The sequence below is a fragment of the Micromonospora sp. NPDC049903 genome (assembly GCF_044460945.1).
Taxonomy (GTDB): Bacteria; Actinomycetota; Actinomycetes; order Mycobacteriales; family Micromonosporaceae; genus Micromonospora.
The window spans coordinates 114,018-132,067 of sequence record NZ_JBITKL010000003.1 but is presented as its reverse complement, the minus strand read 5'-3'; the positions used below and the strand labels follow the sequence as shown (position 1 = coordinate 132,067).

The 18,050-nt window shown below is 73.7% G+C and carries 18 protein-coding genes and 1 pseudogene; 4 read left to right on the top strand and 15 right to left on the bottom strand.

The genetic code is table 11. The features are described from left to right. Positions 1–12: 12 nt before the first annotated feature. Positions 13–1,836: an AMP-dependent synthetase/ligase gene (locus ACIBO1_RS08380; protein ID WP_396742669.1), complete on the top strand. Its 1,824-nt coding sequence runs from the start codon at positions 13–15 to the stop codon at positions 1,834–1,836. Between the two features lie 72 nt (positions 1,837–1,908). Here the strand turns inward: ACIBO1_RS08380 and ACIBO1_RS08375 are convergent, their stop codons facing one another. Continuing rightward, a complete protein-coding gene (locus ACIBO1_RS08375) occupies positions 1,909–3,219 on the bottom strand; it encodes a low temperature requirement protein A (RefSeq protein WP_396742667.1) in 1,311 nt (436 codons plus the stop codon). Between the two features lie 67 nt (positions 3,220–3,286). After that, positions 3,287–4,744 (bottom strand): PLP-dependent aminotransferase family protein, encoded by a 1,458-nt coding sequence (locus ACIBO1_RS08370; protein WP_396742664.1) that lies wholly within the window; start codon positions 4,742–4,744, stop codon positions 3,287–3,289. Positions 4,745–4,802: 58 nt separating this feature from the next. On the opposite strand from ACIBO1_RS08370, the gene ACIBO1_RS08365 reads away from it, so the two are divergent. Together ACIBO1_RS08365 and ACIBO1_RS08360 are read left to right on the top strand one after the other, a co-directional pair. Beyond that, positions 4,803–5,447, top strand: a complete 645-nt coding sequence (locus ACIBO1_RS08365) for a YitT family protein (RefSeq protein ID WP_396742661.1) — start codon at positions 4,803–4,805, stop codon at positions 5,445–5,447. A gap of 141 nt (positions 5,448–5,588) precedes the next feature. Further along, positions 5,589–6,050 carry a hypothetical protein gene (locus ACIBO1_RS08360; protein ID WP_350696402.1) on the top strand — a complete coding sequence of 154 codons (462 nt, stop codon included), beginning with the start codon at positions 5,589–5,591 and terminating at the stop codon, positions 6,048–6,050. Between the two features lie 33 nt (positions 6,051–6,083). Here the strand turns inward: ACIBO1_RS08360 and hisF are convergent, their stop codons facing one another. The 8 genes from hisF to hisD all read right to left on the bottom strand — a co-directional run bounded on the left by hisF (position 6,084) and on the right by hisD (position 12,013). Continuing rightward, the gene (gene hisF, locus ACIBO1_RS08355) at positions 6,084–6,851 is read right to left on the bottom strand and encodes an imidazole glycerol phosphate synthase subunit HisF (RefSeq protein WP_396742658.1); all 768 of its coding nucleotides are present in this window, start codon (positions 6,849–6,851) and stop codon (positions 6,084–6,086) included. 117 nt (positions 6,852–6,968) lie between these two features. Next, complete coding sequence (priA, locus tag ACIBO1_RS08350) at positions 6,969–7,694, bottom strand: bifunctional 1-(5-phosphoribosyl)-5-((5-phosphoribosylamino)methylideneamino)imidazole-4-carboxamide isomerase/phosphoribosylanthranilate isomerase PriA (protein ID WP_350696399.1); 726 nt, start codon at positions 7,692–7,694, stop codon at positions 6,969–6,971. A gap of 19 nt (positions 7,695–7,713) precedes the next feature. Further along, positions 7,714–8,037, bottom strand: a complete 324-nt coding sequence (locus tag ACIBO1_RS08345; RefSeq protein WP_396742656.1) for a hypothetical protein — start codon at positions 8,035–8,037, stop codon at positions 7,714–7,716. Between the two features lie 51 nt (positions 8,038–8,088). Further along, entirely contained in the window at positions 8,089–8,754 is a 666-nt protein-coding gene (hisH, locus tag ACIBO1_RS08340; protein ID WP_396742654.1) for an imidazole glycerol phosphate synthase subunit HisH, read from the bottom strand. 8 nt (positions 8,755–8,762) lie between these two features. Next, on the bottom strand, positions 8,763–8,933 hold the full coding sequence (locus tag ACIBO1_RS08335; RefSeq protein WP_396742652.1) for a hypothetical protein: 171 nt from the start codon (positions 8,931–8,933) through the stop codon (positions 8,763–8,765). Between the two features lie 34 nt (positions 8,934–8,967). Beyond that, entirely contained in the window at positions 8,968–9,579 is a 612-nt protein-coding gene (gene hisB, locus ACIBO1_RS08330; protein WP_396693010.1) for an imidazoleglycerol-phosphate dehydratase HisB, read from the bottom strand. Beyond that, the gene (locus ACIBO1_RS08325) at positions 9,576–10,694 is read right to left on the bottom strand and encodes a histidinol-phosphate transaminase (RefSeq protein ID WP_396742650.1); all 1,119 of its coding nucleotides are present in this window, start codon (positions 10,692–10,694) and stop codon (positions 9,576–9,578) included. Before ACIBO1_RS08325 ends, hisB begins: the two co-directional genes overlap by 4 nt. Next, on the bottom strand, positions 10,691–12,013 hold the full coding sequence (gene hisD, locus ACIBO1_RS08320; RefSeq protein WP_396742648.1) for a histidinol dehydrogenase: 1,323 nt from the start codon (positions 12,011–12,013) through the stop codon (positions 10,691–10,693). The genes ACIBO1_RS08325 and hisD overlap by 4 nt, the downstream gene beginning before the upstream one ends. 107 nt (positions 12,014–12,120) lie before the next feature. Here hisD and ACIBO1_RS08315 point away from each other — a divergent pair, with 107 nt between their 5' ends. Further along, positions 12,121–12,822 (top strand): LON peptidase substrate-binding domain-containing protein, encoded by a 702-nt coding sequence (locus ACIBO1_RS08315; protein ID WP_396742646.1) that lies wholly within the window; start codon positions 12,121–12,123, stop codon positions 12,820–12,822. A gap of 196 nt (positions 12,823–13,018) precedes the next feature. On the opposite strand, the pseudogene ACIBO1_RS08310 reads toward ACIBO1_RS08315, so the two are convergent. The 5 genes and pseudogenes from ACIBO1_RS08310 to ACIBO1_RS08290 all read right to left on the bottom strand — a co-directional run. Beyond that, positions 13,019–13,639 (bottom strand): annotated as a pseudogene (locus ACIBO1_RS08310) (DUF2567 domain-containing protein); the annotation flags it as partial. Between the two features lie 85 nt (positions 13,640–13,724). Further along, entirely contained in the window at positions 13,725–15,257 is a 1,533-nt protein-coding gene (locus tag ACIBO1_RS08305; RefSeq protein ID WP_396742644.1) for a MinD/ParA family protein, read from the bottom strand. 96 nt (positions 15,258–15,353) lie between these two features. Beyond that, positions 15,354–16,367, bottom strand: a complete 1,014-nt coding sequence (locus ACIBO1_RS08300) for a hypothetical protein (RefSeq protein WP_396742642.1) — start codon at positions 16,365–16,367, stop codon at positions 15,354–15,356. A gap of 42 nt (positions 16,368–16,409) precedes the next feature. Continuing rightward, the gene (locus ACIBO1_RS08295) at positions 16,410–17,354 is read right to left on the bottom strand and encodes an RluA family pseudouridine synthase (protein WP_396742640.1); all 945 of its coding nucleotides are present in this window, start codon (positions 17,352–17,354) and stop codon (positions 16,410–16,412) included. Next, positions 17,351–18,028 (bottom strand): signal peptidase II, encoded by a 678-nt coding sequence (locus ACIBO1_RS08290; RefSeq protein WP_350696382.1) that lies wholly within the window; start codon positions 18,026–18,028, stop codon positions 17,351–17,353. Before ACIBO1_RS08290 ends, ACIBO1_RS08295 begins: the two co-directional genes overlap by 4 nt. Positions 18,029–18,050 lie beyond the last annotated feature (22 nt).

Below are 18,050 nucleotides of genomic sequence, written 5' to 3'. Positions count from 1 at the left end.
GCGGCTACAGCGATGGCTCTCGATGTACCGTACCGTTCCATTCCTGACATGTTCCTCAAGCGTGTGGCGGCCACCCCCGACCGCCATGCTTTCGCCCACCCCGGTCCGGACAACACGCCGGTCTGGCTGACCTGGACGCAGGTCGCCACCCGGGCGAAGGCGGTCGCCGCTGGTCTGCACGGCCTGGGCGTCGGCCAGGAGGACCCGGTGGCGATCCTGGCGAACACCCGGCTCGACTGGGTGATCGCCGACTTCGGCGTCATGTGCGCCAGCGGCGCGACGACCACGGTCTACCCGACGACCGAACCGCAGGACGCCACCTACATCCTCGCCGACTCCGCCTCCAAGGTGCTGTTCGCCGAGGACCCGTCCCAGGCGGCCAAGATCGCCGGCGCGGACCTGCCCGCGCTGACCCATGTGGTCCTCTTCGACGGCGAGCCCGACCCGACGGCGGCGGTGCCCCAACTGACCCTCGTCCAGTTGGAGGAGCAGGGCGCCCAGCGACTCGCCGAGGACCCGGAGCTGGTCGACCGCATCGTGGCCGGCATCGGCCCCGAGCACCTGGCCACCCTGATCTACACCTCCGGCACCACCGGACGACCCAAGGGCGTCGAGCTGCTGCACGGCGGCTGGTGCTGGGAGGGTGTGGCGCAGGAGGCGGTGGGCCTGCTGCGCGAGGACGACCTTCAGTACCTCTGGTTGCCGCTGTCGCACTCGTTCGGCAAGACGCTGCTCTGCGGCACCACCCACGTGGGCATGCCGACGTACGTGGACGGGCGGGTCGACAAGCTCGTCGAGCTGCTCTCGGTGGTCCGTCCGACGCTGATGTGCGGCGCGCCCCGGGTCTTCGAGAAGGTCTACAACAAGTCGGTGACGACCGCGCAGGGCGCCGGCGGCGCGAAGGCGAAGATCTTCGCCTGGGCGGTCGGCGTCGGCAAGGAGAAGGTCGCCCTCGACCAGGCCGGCAAGCCGGTGCCGGGCGGCCTGAAGCTCAAGTACGCGGTGGCCGAGAAGCTGGTCTTCAGCAAGCTCCAGGCCCGCCTCGGCGGGCGGATCCGGGTGCTGGTGTCCGGTGCCGCCCCGCTCAGCCCGGAGATCGCGACCTTCTTCGCCGCCGCGAACCTGCCGATCTCCGAGGGCTACGGGCTGACCGAGAGCAGCGCCGGCAACTTCGTCAATCCGCCCGGCAAACTGCGGATCGGCACCGTCGGCAAGGCCATGGGCGACCTGGAGTGCCGCATCGACAGCGACGGCGAAATCCTGATCAAGGGTCGGCCGGTCATGCGCGGCTACCACAACCTGCCGGAGGAGACGGCCGCCGTCTTCACCGAGGACGGCTTCTTCCGGACCGGCGACATCGGCAGCCTCGACGCCGACGGCTACCTGCGCATCACCGACCGGAAGAAGGACCTGGTCAAGACGTCCGGCGGCAAGTACATCGCGCCGTCGCACATCGAGGGCATGTTCAAGGCCACCTGCCCGTACACCTCCCAGGCGGTGGTGATCGCGCAGGCCCGCAACTTCTGCACCCTGCTGGTCACGCTGGACCCGGACGCCATCGCCGGCTGGGCCGCGGGCACCCCGCTGGAGGGTCGCCCGTACGCCGAGATCGTCTCCTCGTCGGAGGCGCAGGCCATGGTCGATGGGTACGTGGCCGAGCTCAACACCAAGCTGAACCGCTGGGAGACCATCAAGAAGGTCACCATCCTGCCGCGCGACCTGACCATCGAGGACGGCGAGATCACCCCGTCGCTCAAGATCAAGCGGCGTGGGGTGGAGAGCAACTTCTCCGCCGAGATCGACAAGATGTACGCGGGCACGGTCGCCGAGATCTGACCCTCGTCGACAGCGGAACGCACGTCGTCGGCCCCGCGCCCACCGGTGGGTGCGGGGCCGAGGCGTACCCGCTCACAGGTGGCGTCCCCGCCAGGTGGTCTGCTCGGCCTCGGCGGCGAGCTGCTCGGCCATCGCCACCTCCCGGACCTGGTGGCGCAGCGGCGCATCGGTCAGCGTCTGCACCACCGCCACCGCCAGCACGACCACGGTGAGCAGCGCCAGGGCGACCAGTTCCGGCACCTGGGCGGCGACCGGGACCAGCAGCACCAGCAGGCACACACCGCCGAGGGTCGGCCACCGCATCGTGTGCAGGACCCGCCAGCCCAGCACCACCAGCGTCACCAGATAGAGCGCCACCCCGCCGTGCAACACCAGCAGGTCCCCGCCGGGCAACAGGCTCCCGGCCGGGGTGGCCGGCTCGGCGGCACCGCTGAGCACCCGTTTGAGCCCGAGCGCGAACAGGATCGGGCCGGCGACCAGCGGCAGGTGCAGGTAGGTGTAGGCGTCGCGGGCCAGCGCCGACCGCGCTCGCGGGTCCCGGGTGCGGTGCAGCACCTGTTCCAGCGCCAGCGCCAGCGTGTCGAAGTACGACCACCAGAGCGCGGCGACCACCGCCACCGCGAGCATCGCCGAGATGATCACCAGCCAGGTCAGCGGCAGTTCGACGACGAAGCCCGCGCCGAGCCCCAACGCGATGATCGTCTCGCCGAGCGCCACCAGCACGATCAGGGCGTGCCGCTCGGCCCAGTGCCCGGCCGAGAGCAGGGTCCAGTTGCTGCTGCCCAGGGCCACCGCCGTGCCGTACTCGACGACGATCGCCGCGATCCAGAACAGCAGCCGCAGCCCGACCTCGCCCGGCTCGTCGGCGAGCCGCTGCGGCAACAGCGCGGCGGCCAGCACCAGCGTGCCGACCACCGCCGCCCGTCCCGTCGCGGCCAGGAAGCGGCGACGCAGCTCGGGATCGCCCCGGGCCAGCCAGCCCAGGATGCCCACCTGGATGGCCCGGACGAGGAAGTAGCAGATCGCGAAGACCAGCGGCCCGGACAGCCCGCCGGCCTCGCTGCGGAAGGCCTGCGGCATGGCGAGCGCGAAGACCAGGGCCCCACCGATGGTGGCGAACGCGAGGAAGGGCAGCACCCCCTGGTCGGTACGGACCAGGTTGCCGATCACCGCGAAGCCGGTCCAGGCCCACCAGAGCAGCACCAGCACGACCACGCACTGGAGCAGGCCACGCGGCGTGAAGTTGTCGGCGGTGAGCGTGGTGACCTGGATGAAGGCGAAGACGAAGACCAGGTCGTAGAAGAGCTCCAGGCGGGTGGCGCGGGACCCGGGTGCACCCGGTCGCACCCCGCGCGACCAGCGCACGCCCCTGAGTCCGTCCACCCCGGCAGTCTGCCCGGCACCGACCGGCAGGCGGGGTCGATCAGCCGGATCGACCGGCGGGCCACGCTCAGGCGATGACGCTCGGCTCCCGCCACCGGGGCAGGCCGGCGCGGTCCAGGTCGTACCGGACCGCGGCGATCCGGCCCACCGCCTCGACCAGGTCCGCGGCGGGCAGGGTGAAAGGCAGCCGCAGGAAGCGTTCCAGCGTGCCGTCCAGGCCGAACCGGGGTCCCGGCGCCAGGCGTACGCCGACCTCCTCCGTCGCCCGGGCCAGCGCGCTGGAGATCGGGCCGTCCAGTTCGGCCCAGAGCGTGACGCCGCCGCGCGGCACGGTGACCCGCCACTCCGGCAGCCGGTCGGCCAGCGCGCCGAGCAACGCGTCCCGTTGCACTGCCAGTTGCGTACGCCGGGCGGCGACGATGCCGGGCGCGGCGGCCAGCAGGTGCACGGCGACGAGTTGGTCCAGCACCGGACTGGACATGTCGACGCCGACCCGGGCCGCGGCCAGCCGCTGCACCTGCGGCGCGGAGGCCCTGATCCAACCGATCCGCAGGCCGCCCCAGAAGGGCTTGCTCATGCCGCCGATGCTGACCACCCGGGAGTGCCGGTCGAAGCTCGCGGTCGGCGGCGGCAGTGTGGTGCCGTCCAGCGGCAGGTCCACGAAGGACTCGTCGATCACCAGGTCGGTGCCGACGGCATGCGCGGTGGTCACCAGCCGCTCGCGCAGCTCCGCCGCCATCAGGTGCCCGGTCGGGTTCTGGAAGTCCGGGATCAGGTAGGCCACCCGGGGGCGTACCTGCCGGAGCGAGCCGAGCATCAGGTCGGCGTCCCAGCCGGTGGCGTCGGCGGCCAGGCCGTGGGTGGTGATCCGGGCCCGTCGGGCGGCCAGCGCGGCCAGCGCGTTGGGGTAGCTCGGTGACTCGACCAGCACCCCGCCGCCCGGCGCCAGGGCCAGCCGGAGCACCAGGTCAAGGGCGTGCTGGGTGCCGTTGGTGACCATGATCTGGTCGGGTGAGGTGGGCAGTCCCCGGTCGGTGTAGCCCTGGGCCACCGCCTCCCGCAGCTCGATGATGCCGGTCGGGTGGTAGCCGGCCCCGCCGAGGTAGCGGGGCAGGTCCTCGGTCGCGGCCTGGGCCGCCGGCAGCAGCTCCGGTGGGGCGGCCAGCGCCGCCACCCCCAGGTCGATCATGTCCCGGTCGTCGAGCGGGATCCAGAGCCCGTTGGGCGCCACCCGGTGCGTGCCGGGCAGCCGGGTCCAGCTTCCCGCACCCCGGCGGCTGGAGAGGTGCCCACTGTCGCGCAGTTCTCGGTAGGCGGCGGTGACGGTGGTCCGGCTGATCCGCAGCGCCTCGGCCAGGTCCCGTTCCGCCGGCAGGCGTACGCCCAGCGGCAGTCGTCCGTCGGCGAGCAGGCCGCGTACCGCGCCGGCCAGCGCGGCGTAGTCGGGACTGCGCCGTCGCCCGGGCAGGGCATGCCACTGACCGAGTAGTCGGGCCAATTGCGCCCCACGCACCTGACTCGCCATGGCCACTCCCCGAAAATTGGCTCTATGCGTGCCCAGATTGGCCCCTAGAGTGGCATGCGTGACCCTGATTGGCAACCTCCGCCACCGGCCGGTCCGGCGACTGACCCAACTCCACGTCGGCCTCGTCCTCTACGGCTTCAGCATGGCGCTGATGATCCGTTCCGAGCTGGGCCTGAACCCCTGGGACGTGTTCCACCAGGGGCTCTCCCGGCTGACCGGGCTGACCATGGGCACCACGGTCATCCTGGTGGGCGCCCTGGTGCTGTTGGCCTGGATCCCGCTGCGGCAACGTCCCGGCATCGGCACCGTTGCCAACGTGGTGGTGATCGGCCTGGCCGTCGACGCCACGCTGGCCCTGCTGCCCACCGGCGGGCCGCTGCCGGTGCGGATCGCGCTGCTGGTGGCCGGCATCGTCGGCAACGGCGTCGCCACCGCCCTCTACCTCGGCGCCCGACTCGGGCCGGGGCCCCGCGACGGGCTGATGACCGGCCTCGTCGCCCGCCGGCCCGGCTGGTCGCTACGCCTGGTCCGCACCGCCATCGAGATCGGCGTGCTGGCCGTCGGCTGGCTGCTCGGTGGGACGGTCGGCCTCGGCACCGTCGCGTACGCGCTGACCATCGGCCCGCTCGCCCAGTTCTTCCTGCCGGTCTTCGACACCCCCGAGCCGGGACCCGCACCGGTCGAGACCGCGCCCGCCACCTGACGGCGTCACCGCGCCACCCCGCGTACCGGCAGCACCGCCGACCGACACGCGACATCGACCCTCGGCGATGGTGTCTTGACGCAGAGTCGCAGTGGGTCGGGCGGTGTTTCCTTCCCGCCGCACTGACGGCAGAATCTCCACATGGGGGAGAACGCCTGGCGACGGACCGACGCGTGGATCTTCGTCTCGTTGGTGATCGCCAGCGGCGCGGGGAGGCACCGGCGTTCCCCGACAACCCGCAGGCCCGAGGGCGTACGCCTGGCCGACGTGATCTCCACGGCCGACCACCTCGACCGGACACTCCCCGAACGACACGACATCGAGGGCGCGATCCGCCGACTGCTCGGCGCCGGCCTGGTGGACGTCGCCGACGGCTGGTTCCGGATCACCGCCGACGGGGAGCGGCTCTGGCGTACCCGACCCAGCGCCGGGCTGGCCACCACCGTCGACACCGTGCAGGGCGTGCTCAGCCGACGGCACCCGCCCGGCAACGCGGACTGGCACCTCGACGAGGCCGAGCACACCGCCGCCGTCCAGGAATACCTGGTCCGTTCCGTGCCGATGCCCCGCCGCTCACCCGAGGGCCATTCCGGCCGGGGCTGAGCGCCCGGACAGCGACCGAGGCTGGCCGACGGGTCAGCGGACGGGGTGACCCGCGCCGCGCAACGCGTCCTTGACCTCGGTGACGGTCAGCTCCCCGAAGTGGAAGACGCTCGCCGCGAGGACCGCGTCGGCACCCGCGCCGATCGCCGGAGGGAAGTGCGCCACCTCGCCCGCGCCACCACTGGCCACCACCGGCACGTCGACCACCCGGCGTACCGCGGCGATGAGTTCGAGGTCGAACCCGGCCTTCGTGCCGTCGGCGTCCATCGAGTTCAGCAGGATCTCCCCGGCACCCAGCTCCGCGCCGCGTGCGGCCCACCACACCGCGTCCAGCCCGGTCCCCCGCCGGCCGCCGTGCGTGGTGACCTCGAAACCGCTGTCGGTGGTGCCGGCCGGTGCCCGCCGCACGTCCAGCGAGAGCACCAGCACCTGGCGGCCGAACCGGTCCGCGATCTCGGCGATCAGCTCCGGCCGGGCGATGGCCGCGGTGTTCACCCCGACCTTGTCGGCACCGGCGCGCAGCAGCGTGTCCACGTCCCCCACCGCACGCACGCCACCGCCCACGGTCAGCGGGATGAAGACCGACTCGGCGGTACGCCGCACCACGTCGAGCATGGTGCCCCGGTCACTGGAGGAGGCGGTCACGTCCAGGAAGGTCAGCTCGTCCGCGCCCGCCCGGTCGTACGCCGCCGCCAGCTCGACCGGATCACCGGCGTCCCGCAGGTCGAGGAAGTTGACCCCCTTGACCACCCGACCGGCGTCCACGTCGAGACAGGGGATCACGCGCACCGCCACCGTCATGCCGGAAGCCTATCGCTCGGTGCCGGTGCGCTGACCGGCCGTACCCGGGCCCTCGGCCGGCTGACGTGTTAGCAGGGGACCCTTCCTCTACCGCAGGCGTTAACAAGGTGCCCTTCCTTACCGCTCGGCGAGGGTTTCCAGGGCCTGGGCGACGGTGAACGCGCCCGCGTAGAGCGCCTTGCCGGCGATCACGCCCTCCACGCCGATCGGCTCCAGCGTCGCCAGCGCCCGCAGGTCGTCCAGGGTCGAGACACCCCCGGAGGCGATCACCGGGGCGTCGGTGCGGCCACACACCGCCCGCAGCAGGTCCAGGTTCGGCCCGCGCATGGTGCCGTCCTTGGTGATGTCGGTGACCACGTACCGGGAGGCGCCGGCCTTGTCCAGCCGCTCCAGCACCTCGTACAGGTCACCGCCGTCGCGGGTCCACCCGCGCGCCGCCAGGGTCCGACCCCGCACGTCCAGCCCGATCGCGACCCGGTCGCCGTACTCGCCGCAGATCCGGTCGCACCACTCCGGGTCCTCCAGCGCCGCGGTGCCGATGTTCACCCGCTCGGCGCCGGTGGCCAGGGCGGCCCGCAGGGACGCGTCGTCCCGGATGCCGCCGGACAGTTCGACCCGTACGTCGAGCCGACGCACCACCTCGGCGAGCAGCGCCGCGTTGGAGCCCCGGCCGAACGCCGCGTCGAGGTCGACCAGGTGGATCCACTCGGCACCGTCCTGCTGCCAGGCCAACGCGGCCTCCAGCGGATCGCCGTAGGTGGTCTCGCTACCCGCGGCGCCCTGCACGAGTCGGACGGCCTCGCCGTCGGCGACGTCCACGGCGGGCAACAGGGTGAGGCTCACGAATCTTGGTCCTCTCAGATCAGGAACGGCGGTTCAGGGCGATCACCACGATCACCGGCAGAACGAGCAACAACAACACGATCAACAACAGCCGCAGCCCCAGGTCGGGCACGAGCAGCCAGATCAGGACCAGCGCCGCCAGGGTCAGCGCCACGATCGCGGCACGTTCACCCCGGGAGTACCGGAGCAACCGACCGGTCCGGCCCCGGCGGGCGGTGGGCACGAGCCGGCGGACCAGCGCACGACGCCGGGCCCGGCGGGCCATCGCCCGTTCCCGGACCACCTGACGTCGGGCGGCCTCCGCCTCGCGGACCGCGCGACGGCGGGCCCGTTCCTTGCTCACCGGCGCCTCCGCGTACGCCCGGTCGTCCCCGGCCGCCGGGCCCTGCCCCGGTCAGCCACCGACGGGCACCGTGGCCAGCCAGTTGCGCAGCAGGGCGGCACCGGTGTCGGCGGACTTCTCCGGGTGGAACTGGGCGGCCGACAGCGCACCCCGTTCCACCGCCGCGACGAAGTCACGGTCGTGGTGGGCGGTGGTCACCTTGGCGCCGGCCTCGGTCAGCGCCGCCACGTCACCGGCCGCATACGAGTGCACGAAGTAGAAGCGGCTGTCAGCGGGCAGGCCGGCGAAGAGCACCGAACCCACCGGCGCCTGCACGGTGTTCCAGCCCATGTGCGGCAACCGGGCGGCGGGGAGCCGGGTGACGCCACCCGGCAGCAGACCCAGCCCCTTGGTGACCACCCCGTGCTCGTCACCGGACTCGAAGAGGATCTGCATGCCCACGCAGATGCCCAGCACCGGCCGACCGGCGGCGACCCGCTCGGCGATCACCGGACCCGCGCCGATCTCCTCGATGCCGGCCATGCACGCGGCGAAGGCACCCACCCCGGGCACCACCAGACCGTCGGACTGCGCGGCGGCGGCCAGGTCTCCGGTGACCACCACGTCGGCACCGGCGGCGGCCAGCGCCCGTTCCGCCGAGCGCAGGTTGCCCGACCCGTAGTCGAGCACCACGACCCGGCAACGCGCGTCCTCGGCACCGGCCGGGCGACTGGTCACGTCGGCCACTATCCCTCCCCCGGCAGCAGCCACAGCACACCGGCGACGCTGGCCAGCAGCGCCAGCAGACCGCAGACCACCACCGCACCCCGGGGCGCGCCCTGCCGGTGCAGCGAGAGCGTCCCGCCCACCAGCACCCCGGCGAAGATCAGCAACAGCGTCGGCAGTACCCCGCCCATCAGCGGCACCCCCGCCCGGTCACGCCCCGGCCGGTCACAGCGCGCCCTTGGTGCTCGGGATCGCGCCGGCGGAGCGCGGGTCCAGCGCGGTCGCCTCGCGCAGCGCCCGGGAGACCGCCTTGAACTGCGCCTCCACTACGTGGTGGGCGTCCGGGTGCCCGCCGGGGCGGGCCGCCCGCAGCACGTCCACGTGCAGCGTGATCCGGGCCGCCTGACCGAACGACTCCCAGATGTGCCGGGTCATGCTGGTCGGGTAGACCGGCCCGATGTACGGCGCCAGCGCCGGCTCGTCGTGCACCACGTACGGCCGGCCGGACAGGTCGACGGCGGCCCGGACCAGCACCTCGTCCATCGGGACGACGGCCGAGCCGTACCGCCGGATGCCGGCCTTGTCGCCCAGCGCCTGGTCGAACGCGGCGCCCAGCGCCAACGCGGTGTCCTCCATCGTGTGGTGGGCGTCGATCTCCAGGTCACCCACGGTCTGCACGGTCAGGTCGAAACCGCCGTGCCGGGCGATCTGGTGCAGCATGTGGTCGTAGAAGCCGACCCCGGTGCTGATCTCGACCGCTCCGGTGCCGTCGAGGTCGATCTCCACCAGGACCTTGGTCTCCTTGGTGATCCGCTCCACCCGGGCGGTCCGGCTCATGATGTGGTGCCTTTCGGTCGCGGCGGGGCGGCCTGGCCCTCGCGCTGGGTCTCGTCCACGGCGGCAAGGAAGGCGTCGGTCTCGGCCGGGGTGCCGGCGGTGACCCGCAGCCAGCCCGGCAGGCCGACGTCGCGGACCAGCACCCCCTGCGCCAGCATCGCGCGCCAGGCCACGCCCTGGTCGCCGCCCACCTCGTAGAGCACGAAGTTGGCGTCGCTGTCGGCCACCCGCAGGCCACGCTCCCGCAGCGCGGCGACGATCCGGTCGCGCTGCCGCATGATCTCCGCCACGGTGCCGAGCAGGGCCTCGCGGTGCGCCAGCGCCGCCCGCGCGGCGGCCTGGGTGAGCGCCGACAGGTGGTACGGCAGGCGCACGAGCTGCACCGCCGCCACCACGGCCGGGTCGGCCGCCAGGTAGCCCAGCCGCCCGCCGGCGAACCCGAACGCCTTGCTCATCGTCCGGGTCACCACCAGCCGAGGGTGCCCGGGCAGGACCGCCAGGGCGCTGACCGTCCCCGGCCGGGCGAACTCCGCGTACGCCTCGTCGACCACCACCATGCCCGGCGTTACGTCCAGCACGGCGGTGACCACCGCCGGGTCGAGCGCGGTGCCGGTGGGGTTGTTCGGCGAGCAGAGGAAGACCACGTCGGGCCGGTGCTCGCGGATCTGGGCCACCGCCTCGTCGGCGGTCAACCCGAAGTCGACGCCGCGCCGGGCCGGCACCCACCGGGTGCCGGTGCCCAACGCCAGCAGCGGATGCATCGAGTACGCCGGGGTGAAGCCGAGCGCGGTCCGCCCCGGCCCCCCGAACGCCTGGAGGAGCTGCTGCTGGATCTCGTTGGAGCCGTTGGCCGCCCACACCCCGTCGGCGGTGAGCCCGTGGCCGACGTACTCGGCCAGGTCGGCGCGGAGCGCCACCGCGTCACGGTCCGGGTACCGGTTGAGGTCCCGCAGCTCGGCGGCGACGGCCTTGCCGATCGCCTCCACCACCGGCTCCGGCACCGGGTAGGAGTTCTCGTTGGTGTTCAGCCGCACCGGCACGTCGAGCTGCGGCGCGCCGTACGGCGACAGCCCGCGCAGATCGTCCCGGATCGGCAGGTCGGACAGCTCGGTCATGAGGGGTCCTGAGGGAATCGGGCCGACACCGCCTGGCCGTGCGCGGGCAGGTCCTCCGCGGTGGCCAGCGCCACCACGTGCGGGGCCACCTCCCGCAGCGCCTCCTCGGTGTACTCCACCAGGTGGATACCGCGCAGGAAGGACTGCACCGAGAGCCCGGAGGAGTGCCGGGCACAGCCGCCGGTGGGCAGCACGTGGTTGGAACCGGCGCAGTAGTCGCCCAGCGACACCGGCGAGTACGCGCCCACGAAGATCGCCCCGGCGTTGCGTACCCGCATCGCCCACTCCCGGGCGTCGACGGTCTGGATCTCCAGGTGCTCCGCCGCGTACGCGTCGACCACCCGCAGCCCGGCGGCCAGGTCGTCGACGAGCACGACGCCGCTCTGCTCCCCGCCCAGCGCGGTGGCCACCCGGTCGGCGTGCTTGGTGGTCGGCACCTGCCGGGCCAGTTCGCGGTCCACCGCGTCGGCCAGCGCCACCGAGGGGGTGACCAGCACGCTCGCCGCCAGCGGGTCGTGCTCGGCCTGGCTGATCAGGTCGGCGGCGACGTGCGCCGGGTCGGCGGTGTCGTCGGCGAGGATGGCGATCTCGGTCGGACCGGCCTCGGCGTCGATGCCCACCACGCCCCGCAGCAGCCGCTTGGCGGCGGTGACCCAGATGTTGCCCGGCCCGGTGATCATGTCGACCGGAGCGCAGTGCGCGCTGCCGGCGGCGTCCACCGCGCAGCCGTACGCCAACATGGCCACCGCCTGCGCCCCGCCGACGGCGTAGACCTCGTCGACGCCGAGCAACGCGCAGGCCGCCAGCACCCGGGCGTCCGGCAGCCCGCCGTTCTCCTTCTGCGGCGGCGAGGCCACCACCAGCGACCGGACTCCGGCCGCCTGGGCGGGCACCACGTTCATCACCACGGTCGACGGGTACATCGCCAGGCCGCCGGGAACGTAGAGACCGACCCGGTCGACCGGCACCCAGCGCTCGGTGACCGTGCCGCCCGGCACGACCTGGGTGGTGTGGTCGGTGCGCCGCTGGTCGTCGTGCACCTTGCGGGTCCGGCTGATCGACTCCAGCAGCGCGGCGCGGACCTGCGGGTCGAGGGTGTCCTCCGCCGCGGCGATCGCCTCGACCGGCACCCGCAGCACGTCCGGGGAGATCCCGTCGAACCGCTCACTGGCCTCGCGGACCGCCGGGTAACCATGCTCACGGACCGCCTCCACGATCGGGCGGATGCGCTCGACGGCCACCGACACGTCGAGTTGGGCACGGGGCAGCAGGTGGCGTGGGTCGGGCTCGCCACCGCGCAGGTCGATCCGGTTCAACACCCCTGCGAGTCTAGGCGGCCCGCCGACGGGCCGACCGACGCCGCCCGCTGTCCGGGACGGTGAGCCGGGACACTCCGGTGGCGCCGAGTGGGGCTACGCTCGATCACGTGACCGCACGGCTGCCGGTGTTCCCGCTCACCACGGTGCTCTTCCCCGGTTTGGTGCTGCCGCTGCACATCTTCGAGGAGCGCTACCGCGCGCTGGTCCGCCACCTGGTCGACCTGCCACCGGGTACGCCCCGCGAGTTCGGTGTGGTGGCCATCCGCAGCGGCTGGGAGGTGGCCCCCGGCCCCGGCCGGGTCACCCCGGGCACCGGCGAGGTGACGCTGCACGAGGTGGGCTGTACCGCCGAGCTGCGGGAGGTCGCCGAGTTGCCCGACGGCGGGTTCGACATCGTCACGGTGGGCAAGCGACGGTTCCGGGTCACCGAGATCGACCCCGCCTCCGCGCCGTACCTGACGGCCGAGGTGCAGTGGCTGCCCGAGCCGAGTGGCCCGGACGAGGCCGCCTCGTTGCTCGCGGCCCGGGTCACCGCCGTGTTCCGGCAGTACCTCGGGCTGATGCGGGCCGAGCCCGAGCAGCTCAGCGAGCAGTTGCCCGAGGACCCGACGGTGCTCTCCCACCTGGTGGCCGCGACCGCCGCGTTGACCCTGGCCGACCGGCAGCGGCTGCTGGCGATCGACGACACCGCCGCCCGGCTGCGCGCCGAGCTGACGCTGCTCAACCGCGAGGCGGCTCTGCTGCGCCAGGTGCGGGCGGTGCCGGTGCCGCTGGCGGAGCTGGCCACGACGCCGCCGGCTCCGAACTGACCGGCGGCGGCACCGGCCCGCCCGGGTAGCCGACCGGCGGTGGCACGGTCCCGCCGGGATAGCCGACCGGCGGCCGTTGGGCGCCGTCCGGGTAATCGAGCGGCGGTGGCACGGTCCCGCCCGGGTAGCCGAGCGGCGGTGGCACGGTCCCGTCCGGGTGACCGGCCGGCGGGACGAACCAGGCCGGGTCGGGCTCCGGCTCGGGACGCAGCGACGGCCACCGGGACCAGCCGGCCAGCAGGGTGTACGCCACCGCGGCCCCGAACGCCGGCAGCAGCAGGTTGCCGTGCGGCACCGGCAGCACGCCGAGCACCATCTCGATGCCGCCGGCCCGCAGGTCGGCGGGTTTGGCCAGCCGGGCGCCGTCCGGCGCGCTCTCCAGCAGCCGCTCGTAGCCGCCCAACCCGATGCGCCGCCCCACCTGCCAGGCGACCAGAGCGGCGGCGAGGCCACCGGTCACCACGACGACCAGGCCGACCGGCCCCCGGTAGCGCCGCAGCACCAGCCAGACGACGAGCGCGGCGAGCACCCCGAAACCGAGACCGAGCAGGCTGAACCAACCGTCGGCGGCGATCGGCTGCTCCGGCTGCGCCTGACCGTAGACGGCCCGACCGGGAGCACTCTTGACCACCGGGGTGGCCGGGGCGAGCACCGCCCAGAGCAGCCCCAGCGGGACACCCAGCAGACCCATCACGAGCGCGGTCAGAGCACCGACCCGCAGCGTACGGGCGGGACGGCGCGGCGGTCCGGTCGGCGGCTGCGGGACGGCCGGCGGTACCGGTGCGGGCGGTTCGGCGGCGGGGGTCTCCGGGCTCACCCGTTGATCCTCGCAGTTGCCGTCGGACACCGTGCACGGTGTCGCCACTCCGTCACCACGGTCGGTGGTGAGCTGCCCGGACGCGTCACCGACCGAAGGGCTCCAGCATCGCCGCCGCCGCCCGCAGCCACGCCTGCCGGGTCTCGCCCTGGAGTTGGTGGTACTCGATCGAGGAACCGGTCTCCAGCGCCGGGTCGTACGGCACCACGGTCACCGCCCGGGTCCGGGTCGCGAAGTGCCGCTCCAGGTCACCCTGTAACGGCAGCCGGCCCGGCGTCGGGCAGGAGATCAGCGTGACCGCGTTGTCGGCCAGCTCTCCCATCCCCTCCTCGTGCAGCAGGTCGAGCATCCAGTCGGCACTGAACGCGGCGTCCTCGCGCGGCACGGTGGTGACCACGAGCTGGTCGGCGGCCTGCATGACGGTACGCCAGTTCGGACTCTCCACGTTGTTGCCGGTGTCCACGCAGATCACGTCGTGGGTGCGGCGCAGCAGTTCGAGCACCCGCTTGACGGTGAACTGGTCCAGCCGTTGGGCGAACCGGGGGCTCTCCTCACCGGCCAGCACGTCGTACGAGCCGTCGGAGGCGTGCCGCAGGTAGTCGTCGAGGATCTCCAGCAGCTCCGGTCCCTCGCGGATCTCGATCTGCACCAGGTCGGAAACGAGGTGCCGGATCGTCCGGGCGTGCCGGGCGCTGCCGGCGCGCAGCCCGAGGGTGCCCCGCAACTCGTTGTCGTCCCAGGCCAGCACGCCCCGCCCGCGTACGCTGCCGACGGTCGCCGCGGCCAGCACGGTCGCGGTGGTCTTGTGCACGCCGCCCTTGGGGTTGGCGAAGGCGACCACCCGAGGGGTGCCCAGGTCCCGCCGCAGCACGGCGGCGGCCCGTTCCAGGTCGCCACCGGAGTTCTGCGCCCGCCACTCGAAGCGTCCCGGGCGACCGCCGACCGCGCCCGGTGGCGCCGCCGGGGGCGCCTGGGCCGGCGGCCCGGGCGGTGCCGTCGGCGGCGCGGGTGCCGGCGGGGCGGGCGGCTGATAACCGCCGTTGTCCAGCAACGCGTACCGCGACTCCACCGGCGGGGCGGCGTGCCGGTAGCCGTTGTCCAGCAGCGTGTACCGCGACTCGCTCGGGTCGGCACCCCGCTGGTCGGGGCGGCGCGGCTCAGGACGACGCTCGGGACGACGTTGCTCGGGCACCGGCGGATATCCCGGATCGCCCGGATAGCCGGGCTCCGGCGGGTGGCTCCCGGGCGGCCCGGGGTACGTCGGGGCGGGACGCGGCGGCTCGACCCGGTAGCTCGCCTCGGCCCGGTAACCGGGCTCCACACCGTACGGCTGTCGGTGGGGCGGCGGAGGTCCCATCGGCGGAGGTCCGACCGGCGGGGGTCCCATCGGTGACTGCCCGACCGGAGGCGGTCCGACTGGCGCCACCCGCCCGGAGTAGCCAGGACCCGGCCCTCGGCGCGGCAGCGGATCGGGCAACGGTGGCGGCTGATCCTCGTCGGCCTGCCGCTCGGCGGGCTGGTCGCCGCCGCGACCGCCCAGGCGGGCTCGATCCAGCAGCGCCCGCCAACGCGGTGCCGGTTCGGCGGGCCGTCCCCAACCGGTCTCGCTGCCGTCCACGGCTCGCCCTCCCAGCGCTTTGGTTTCCGTCTGACAGGCTACGAACGAAACCCTATTCAGGCCACACCGGGCGACGTACCGATGTGTCCGCAACCGTCACGGTGTCGGGCTCGCTTCACTCTCCTCGGCGCTGTCCACCGAGGTGGAGGCCGTCTCGCGCGGGACGACGGGGGGTACCGACGAGGGAACCGCCGGTGATGGTGACGAATCCGTCACCTCCGGCGAAGCCGACGCGTCGCGCTCCGGAGTCGACGTCGGCGCCGGCGAACCCGTCGCGGCGGTCGGCATCGGGGACGCGGTGTGACCGTGGTCGATCGGCGGCCGGACGACGTCCTGCTGCTCGGGCAGCGGCGGGGTGAAGACGGTGCGCTCCAACCGCCGTACCTCCGGGGCGGGGTCGACCACCCGCACCCCCGGCCGGGCGGCCACGCCGCGCAACTGCGCCGGTGCGGCCCGGACCACCAGCGCATAGAGGCAGGCACAGCCGGACCGGTACGCGGTGGCCTCCGCCGCCGCCACCTGCGCGCCACTCTCGTAGAGCTCGCGCAGCTCGCGCTGCTGCGGTCCACCGCCGCCGAGCGCGGCGGCCCGGGCCCGGTAGTCGGTCGCCTCCTGCTCCTTGCGCTCGGCCAGCCGGGTCATCCCGGCGGTCACGTCCTCCGGCAGCCGCTGGGCGGGGATCCGGACGATCTCGGTCTGCCGGTCCGGCAGCGGCACCCGGCCGAAGACCACCGCCACGCCGACGTCGCCGACGACCGCCGCGAGCGACTGCGGCGTGCGGTACTCGGTCAACGAGACCAGCGCGTACGTGCCGTCGGTGCGGGACGCGCCGCCCAGCGCGGCCAGGTCCGCCGCGGCGGTGCGCTCGTAGCCGGGGATGGAGTCACCATCGGAGACCCCCACCCGGGTCACCTCACCGACGGTGCGGTCCGGCACCGGTGGGCCGTTGGTGGCGAGCACGGCGGTGGTCAGCACGGCGGCGCAGGACAGCACCGCCACCCAGCCGAGCAGCGGGACCCGGGTCGGCCCGTGGCCGAGCCGGGTCAACGCGGCGGCGAGACGGGGCAGCAGCCGCTGGTCCAACTGCCGCAGCAGGTCGCCGGCACGCACGGGCAGCCCCCTCGTCGGGTCGGTCTCCACGGGTGGGGCGCGTCAGTCGCGGAGGAGTTCCAGCGCACGTCCCAGGTCGTCAGGGTAGTCGCTGACGAAGCGGACCTCGTCCCCCGTACGGGGGTGCTGGAAGCTCAACTCTCTGGCGTGCAACCACTGCCGATCCAGTTTGAGCCGGGCGGCGAGCGTCGGGTCCGCGCCGTACGTCAGGTCACCGACGCAGGGGTGCCGCAGGGTGGAGAAGTGCACCCGGATCTGGTGGGTGCGACCGGTCTCCAACCGGACGTCGACCAGACTGGCCGACGGGAACGCCTCGATGGTGTCGTAGTGGGTGATGCTGGGCTTGCCGCCGGAGACCACCGCCCAGCGGTAGTCGTGGTGCGGGTGCCGGTCGATCGGGGCGTCCACGGTGCCGCGCAGCGGGTCCAGGTGGCCCTGCACCACCGCGTGGTACCGCTTCTCCACCTCGCGGTACTTGAAGGCCCGCTTCAGCACGCTGTACGCCTGCTCGCTCTTGGCCACCACCATCACGCCGGTGGTGCCGACGTCGAGCCGGTGCACCACGCCCTGGCGCTCGGCCGCGCCGCTGGTGGCGATGGTGTGCCCGATCGCGGCCAGCCCGCCGATCACCGTCGGGCCGGTCCAACCCGGGCTCGGGTGCGCCGCCACGCCGACCGGCTTGTCCACCACCACGATGTCGTCGTCGGCGTGGACCACCCGCAGTCCCGGCACCGCCTGCGGCACCACCATCGGCGCGGTGGCCGGCGGCGGCAGCGTCACCTCCAGCCAGGAGCCCGCCCGGACCTTGTGCGAGTTGGGCCGTACCGCGCCGTCGACCAGCGCCGCGCCGTCGTCGACGAGCGCGGCGGCGGCGGTACGGGAGAGGCCGAACAGTCGGGCCACGGCCTGGTCCAGCCGCATCCCGTCGAGGCCGTCGGGGACGGGCAGGCTGCGGTGGTCGCCGCCGGCGGCGAAGGTGGCCGTCATGCCCGCTCCCGCCGTCCGTCGTCGGTCGTCGGTCGCTCGGCCCGGGGACCCGGACCGGCGTCGTCGCCGGGCGGCGTCGCGTCGTCGGTCCCGGCCGCCGGTGCGGGCGGCTCCTCGCCGACGGCCCGGGTGCCGTCACGCTGCCGGCCGGTGAACTCCAGGCCGACGGCGAGCACGACACCGCAGACCAGGGCGCTGTCCGCGATGTTGAAGATCGGGAAGACCCGGCCGTACGGGTCGAAGACGCTGATCATGTCGACCACGTGCCCGACGAACCAGCCCGGTGCCCGGAAGATCCGGTCGATCAGGTTGCCGGTCACACCGCCGACCACCAGGCCGAGCGAGATCGCCCACGGCACCGAGCGCAGCGTCCGCGCCATCCAGGCGATCCAGCCCAGGACACCGAGCCCGATCACCGGGAAGATGAAGGTGTAGTCCGAACCCATGCTCCACGCGGCCCCGCTGTTGCGGGTCAGCGAGAAGTACAGCGCGCCGCCGAGCAGGCGTACCGGCTCCCGGTCGCTCAGTTCCTGCAAGGCCAGGTGCTTGGTGAACAGGTCGACCGCCACCGCGAACAGCGCGAGGCTGAGCAGGATCGTGACCGGCCGGCGCCGCGACTTCGTGGCGGCGCCCGGCTCGGCGGTGCCGGGCCCCGCGGGCGGTGCTGCGCTCATTCGCTCCCCATCGACGATCGCG

Bases quoted from the DNA above. Each gene is read 5' to 3' on its own strand.
- ACIBO1_RS08380 (WP_396742669.1), top strand. From the start codon at position 13: ATGGCTCTCGATGTACCGTACCGTTCCATTCCTGACATGTTCCTCAAG.
- ACIBO1_RS08370 (WP_396742664.1), bottom strand. From the start codon at position 4,744: ATGGCGAGTCAGGTGCGTGGGGCGCAATTGGCCCGACTACTCGGTCAG.
- ACIBO1_RS08360 (WP_350696402.1), top strand. From the start codon at position 5,589: ATGGGGGAGAACGCCTGGCGACGGACCGACGCGTGGATCTTCGTCTCG.
- hisF (WP_396742658.1), bottom strand. From the start codon at position 6,851: ATGACGGTGGCGGTGCGCGTGATCCCCTGTCTCGACGTGGACGCCGGT.
- ACIBO1_RS08335 (WP_396742652.1), bottom strand. From the start codon at position 8,933: ATGGGCGGGGTACTGCCGACGCTGTTGCTGATCTTCGCCGGGGTGCTG.
- hisB (WP_396693010.1), bottom strand. From the start codon at position 9,579: ATGAGCCGGACCGCCCGGGTGGAGCGGATCACCAAGGAGACCAAGGTC.
- ACIBO1_RS08325 (WP_396742650.1), bottom strand. From the start codon at position 10,694: ATGACCGAGCTGTCCGACCTGCCGATCCGGGACGATCTGCGCGGGCTG.
- ACIBO1_RS08295 (WP_396742640.1), bottom strand. From the start codon at position 17,354: ATGACGGCCACCTTCGCCGCCGGCGGCGACCACCGCAGCCTGCCCGTC.
- ACIBO1_RS08290 (WP_350696382.1), bottom strand. From the start codon at position 18,028: ATGAGCGCAGCACCGCCCGCGGGGCCCGGCACCGCCGAGCCGGGCGCC.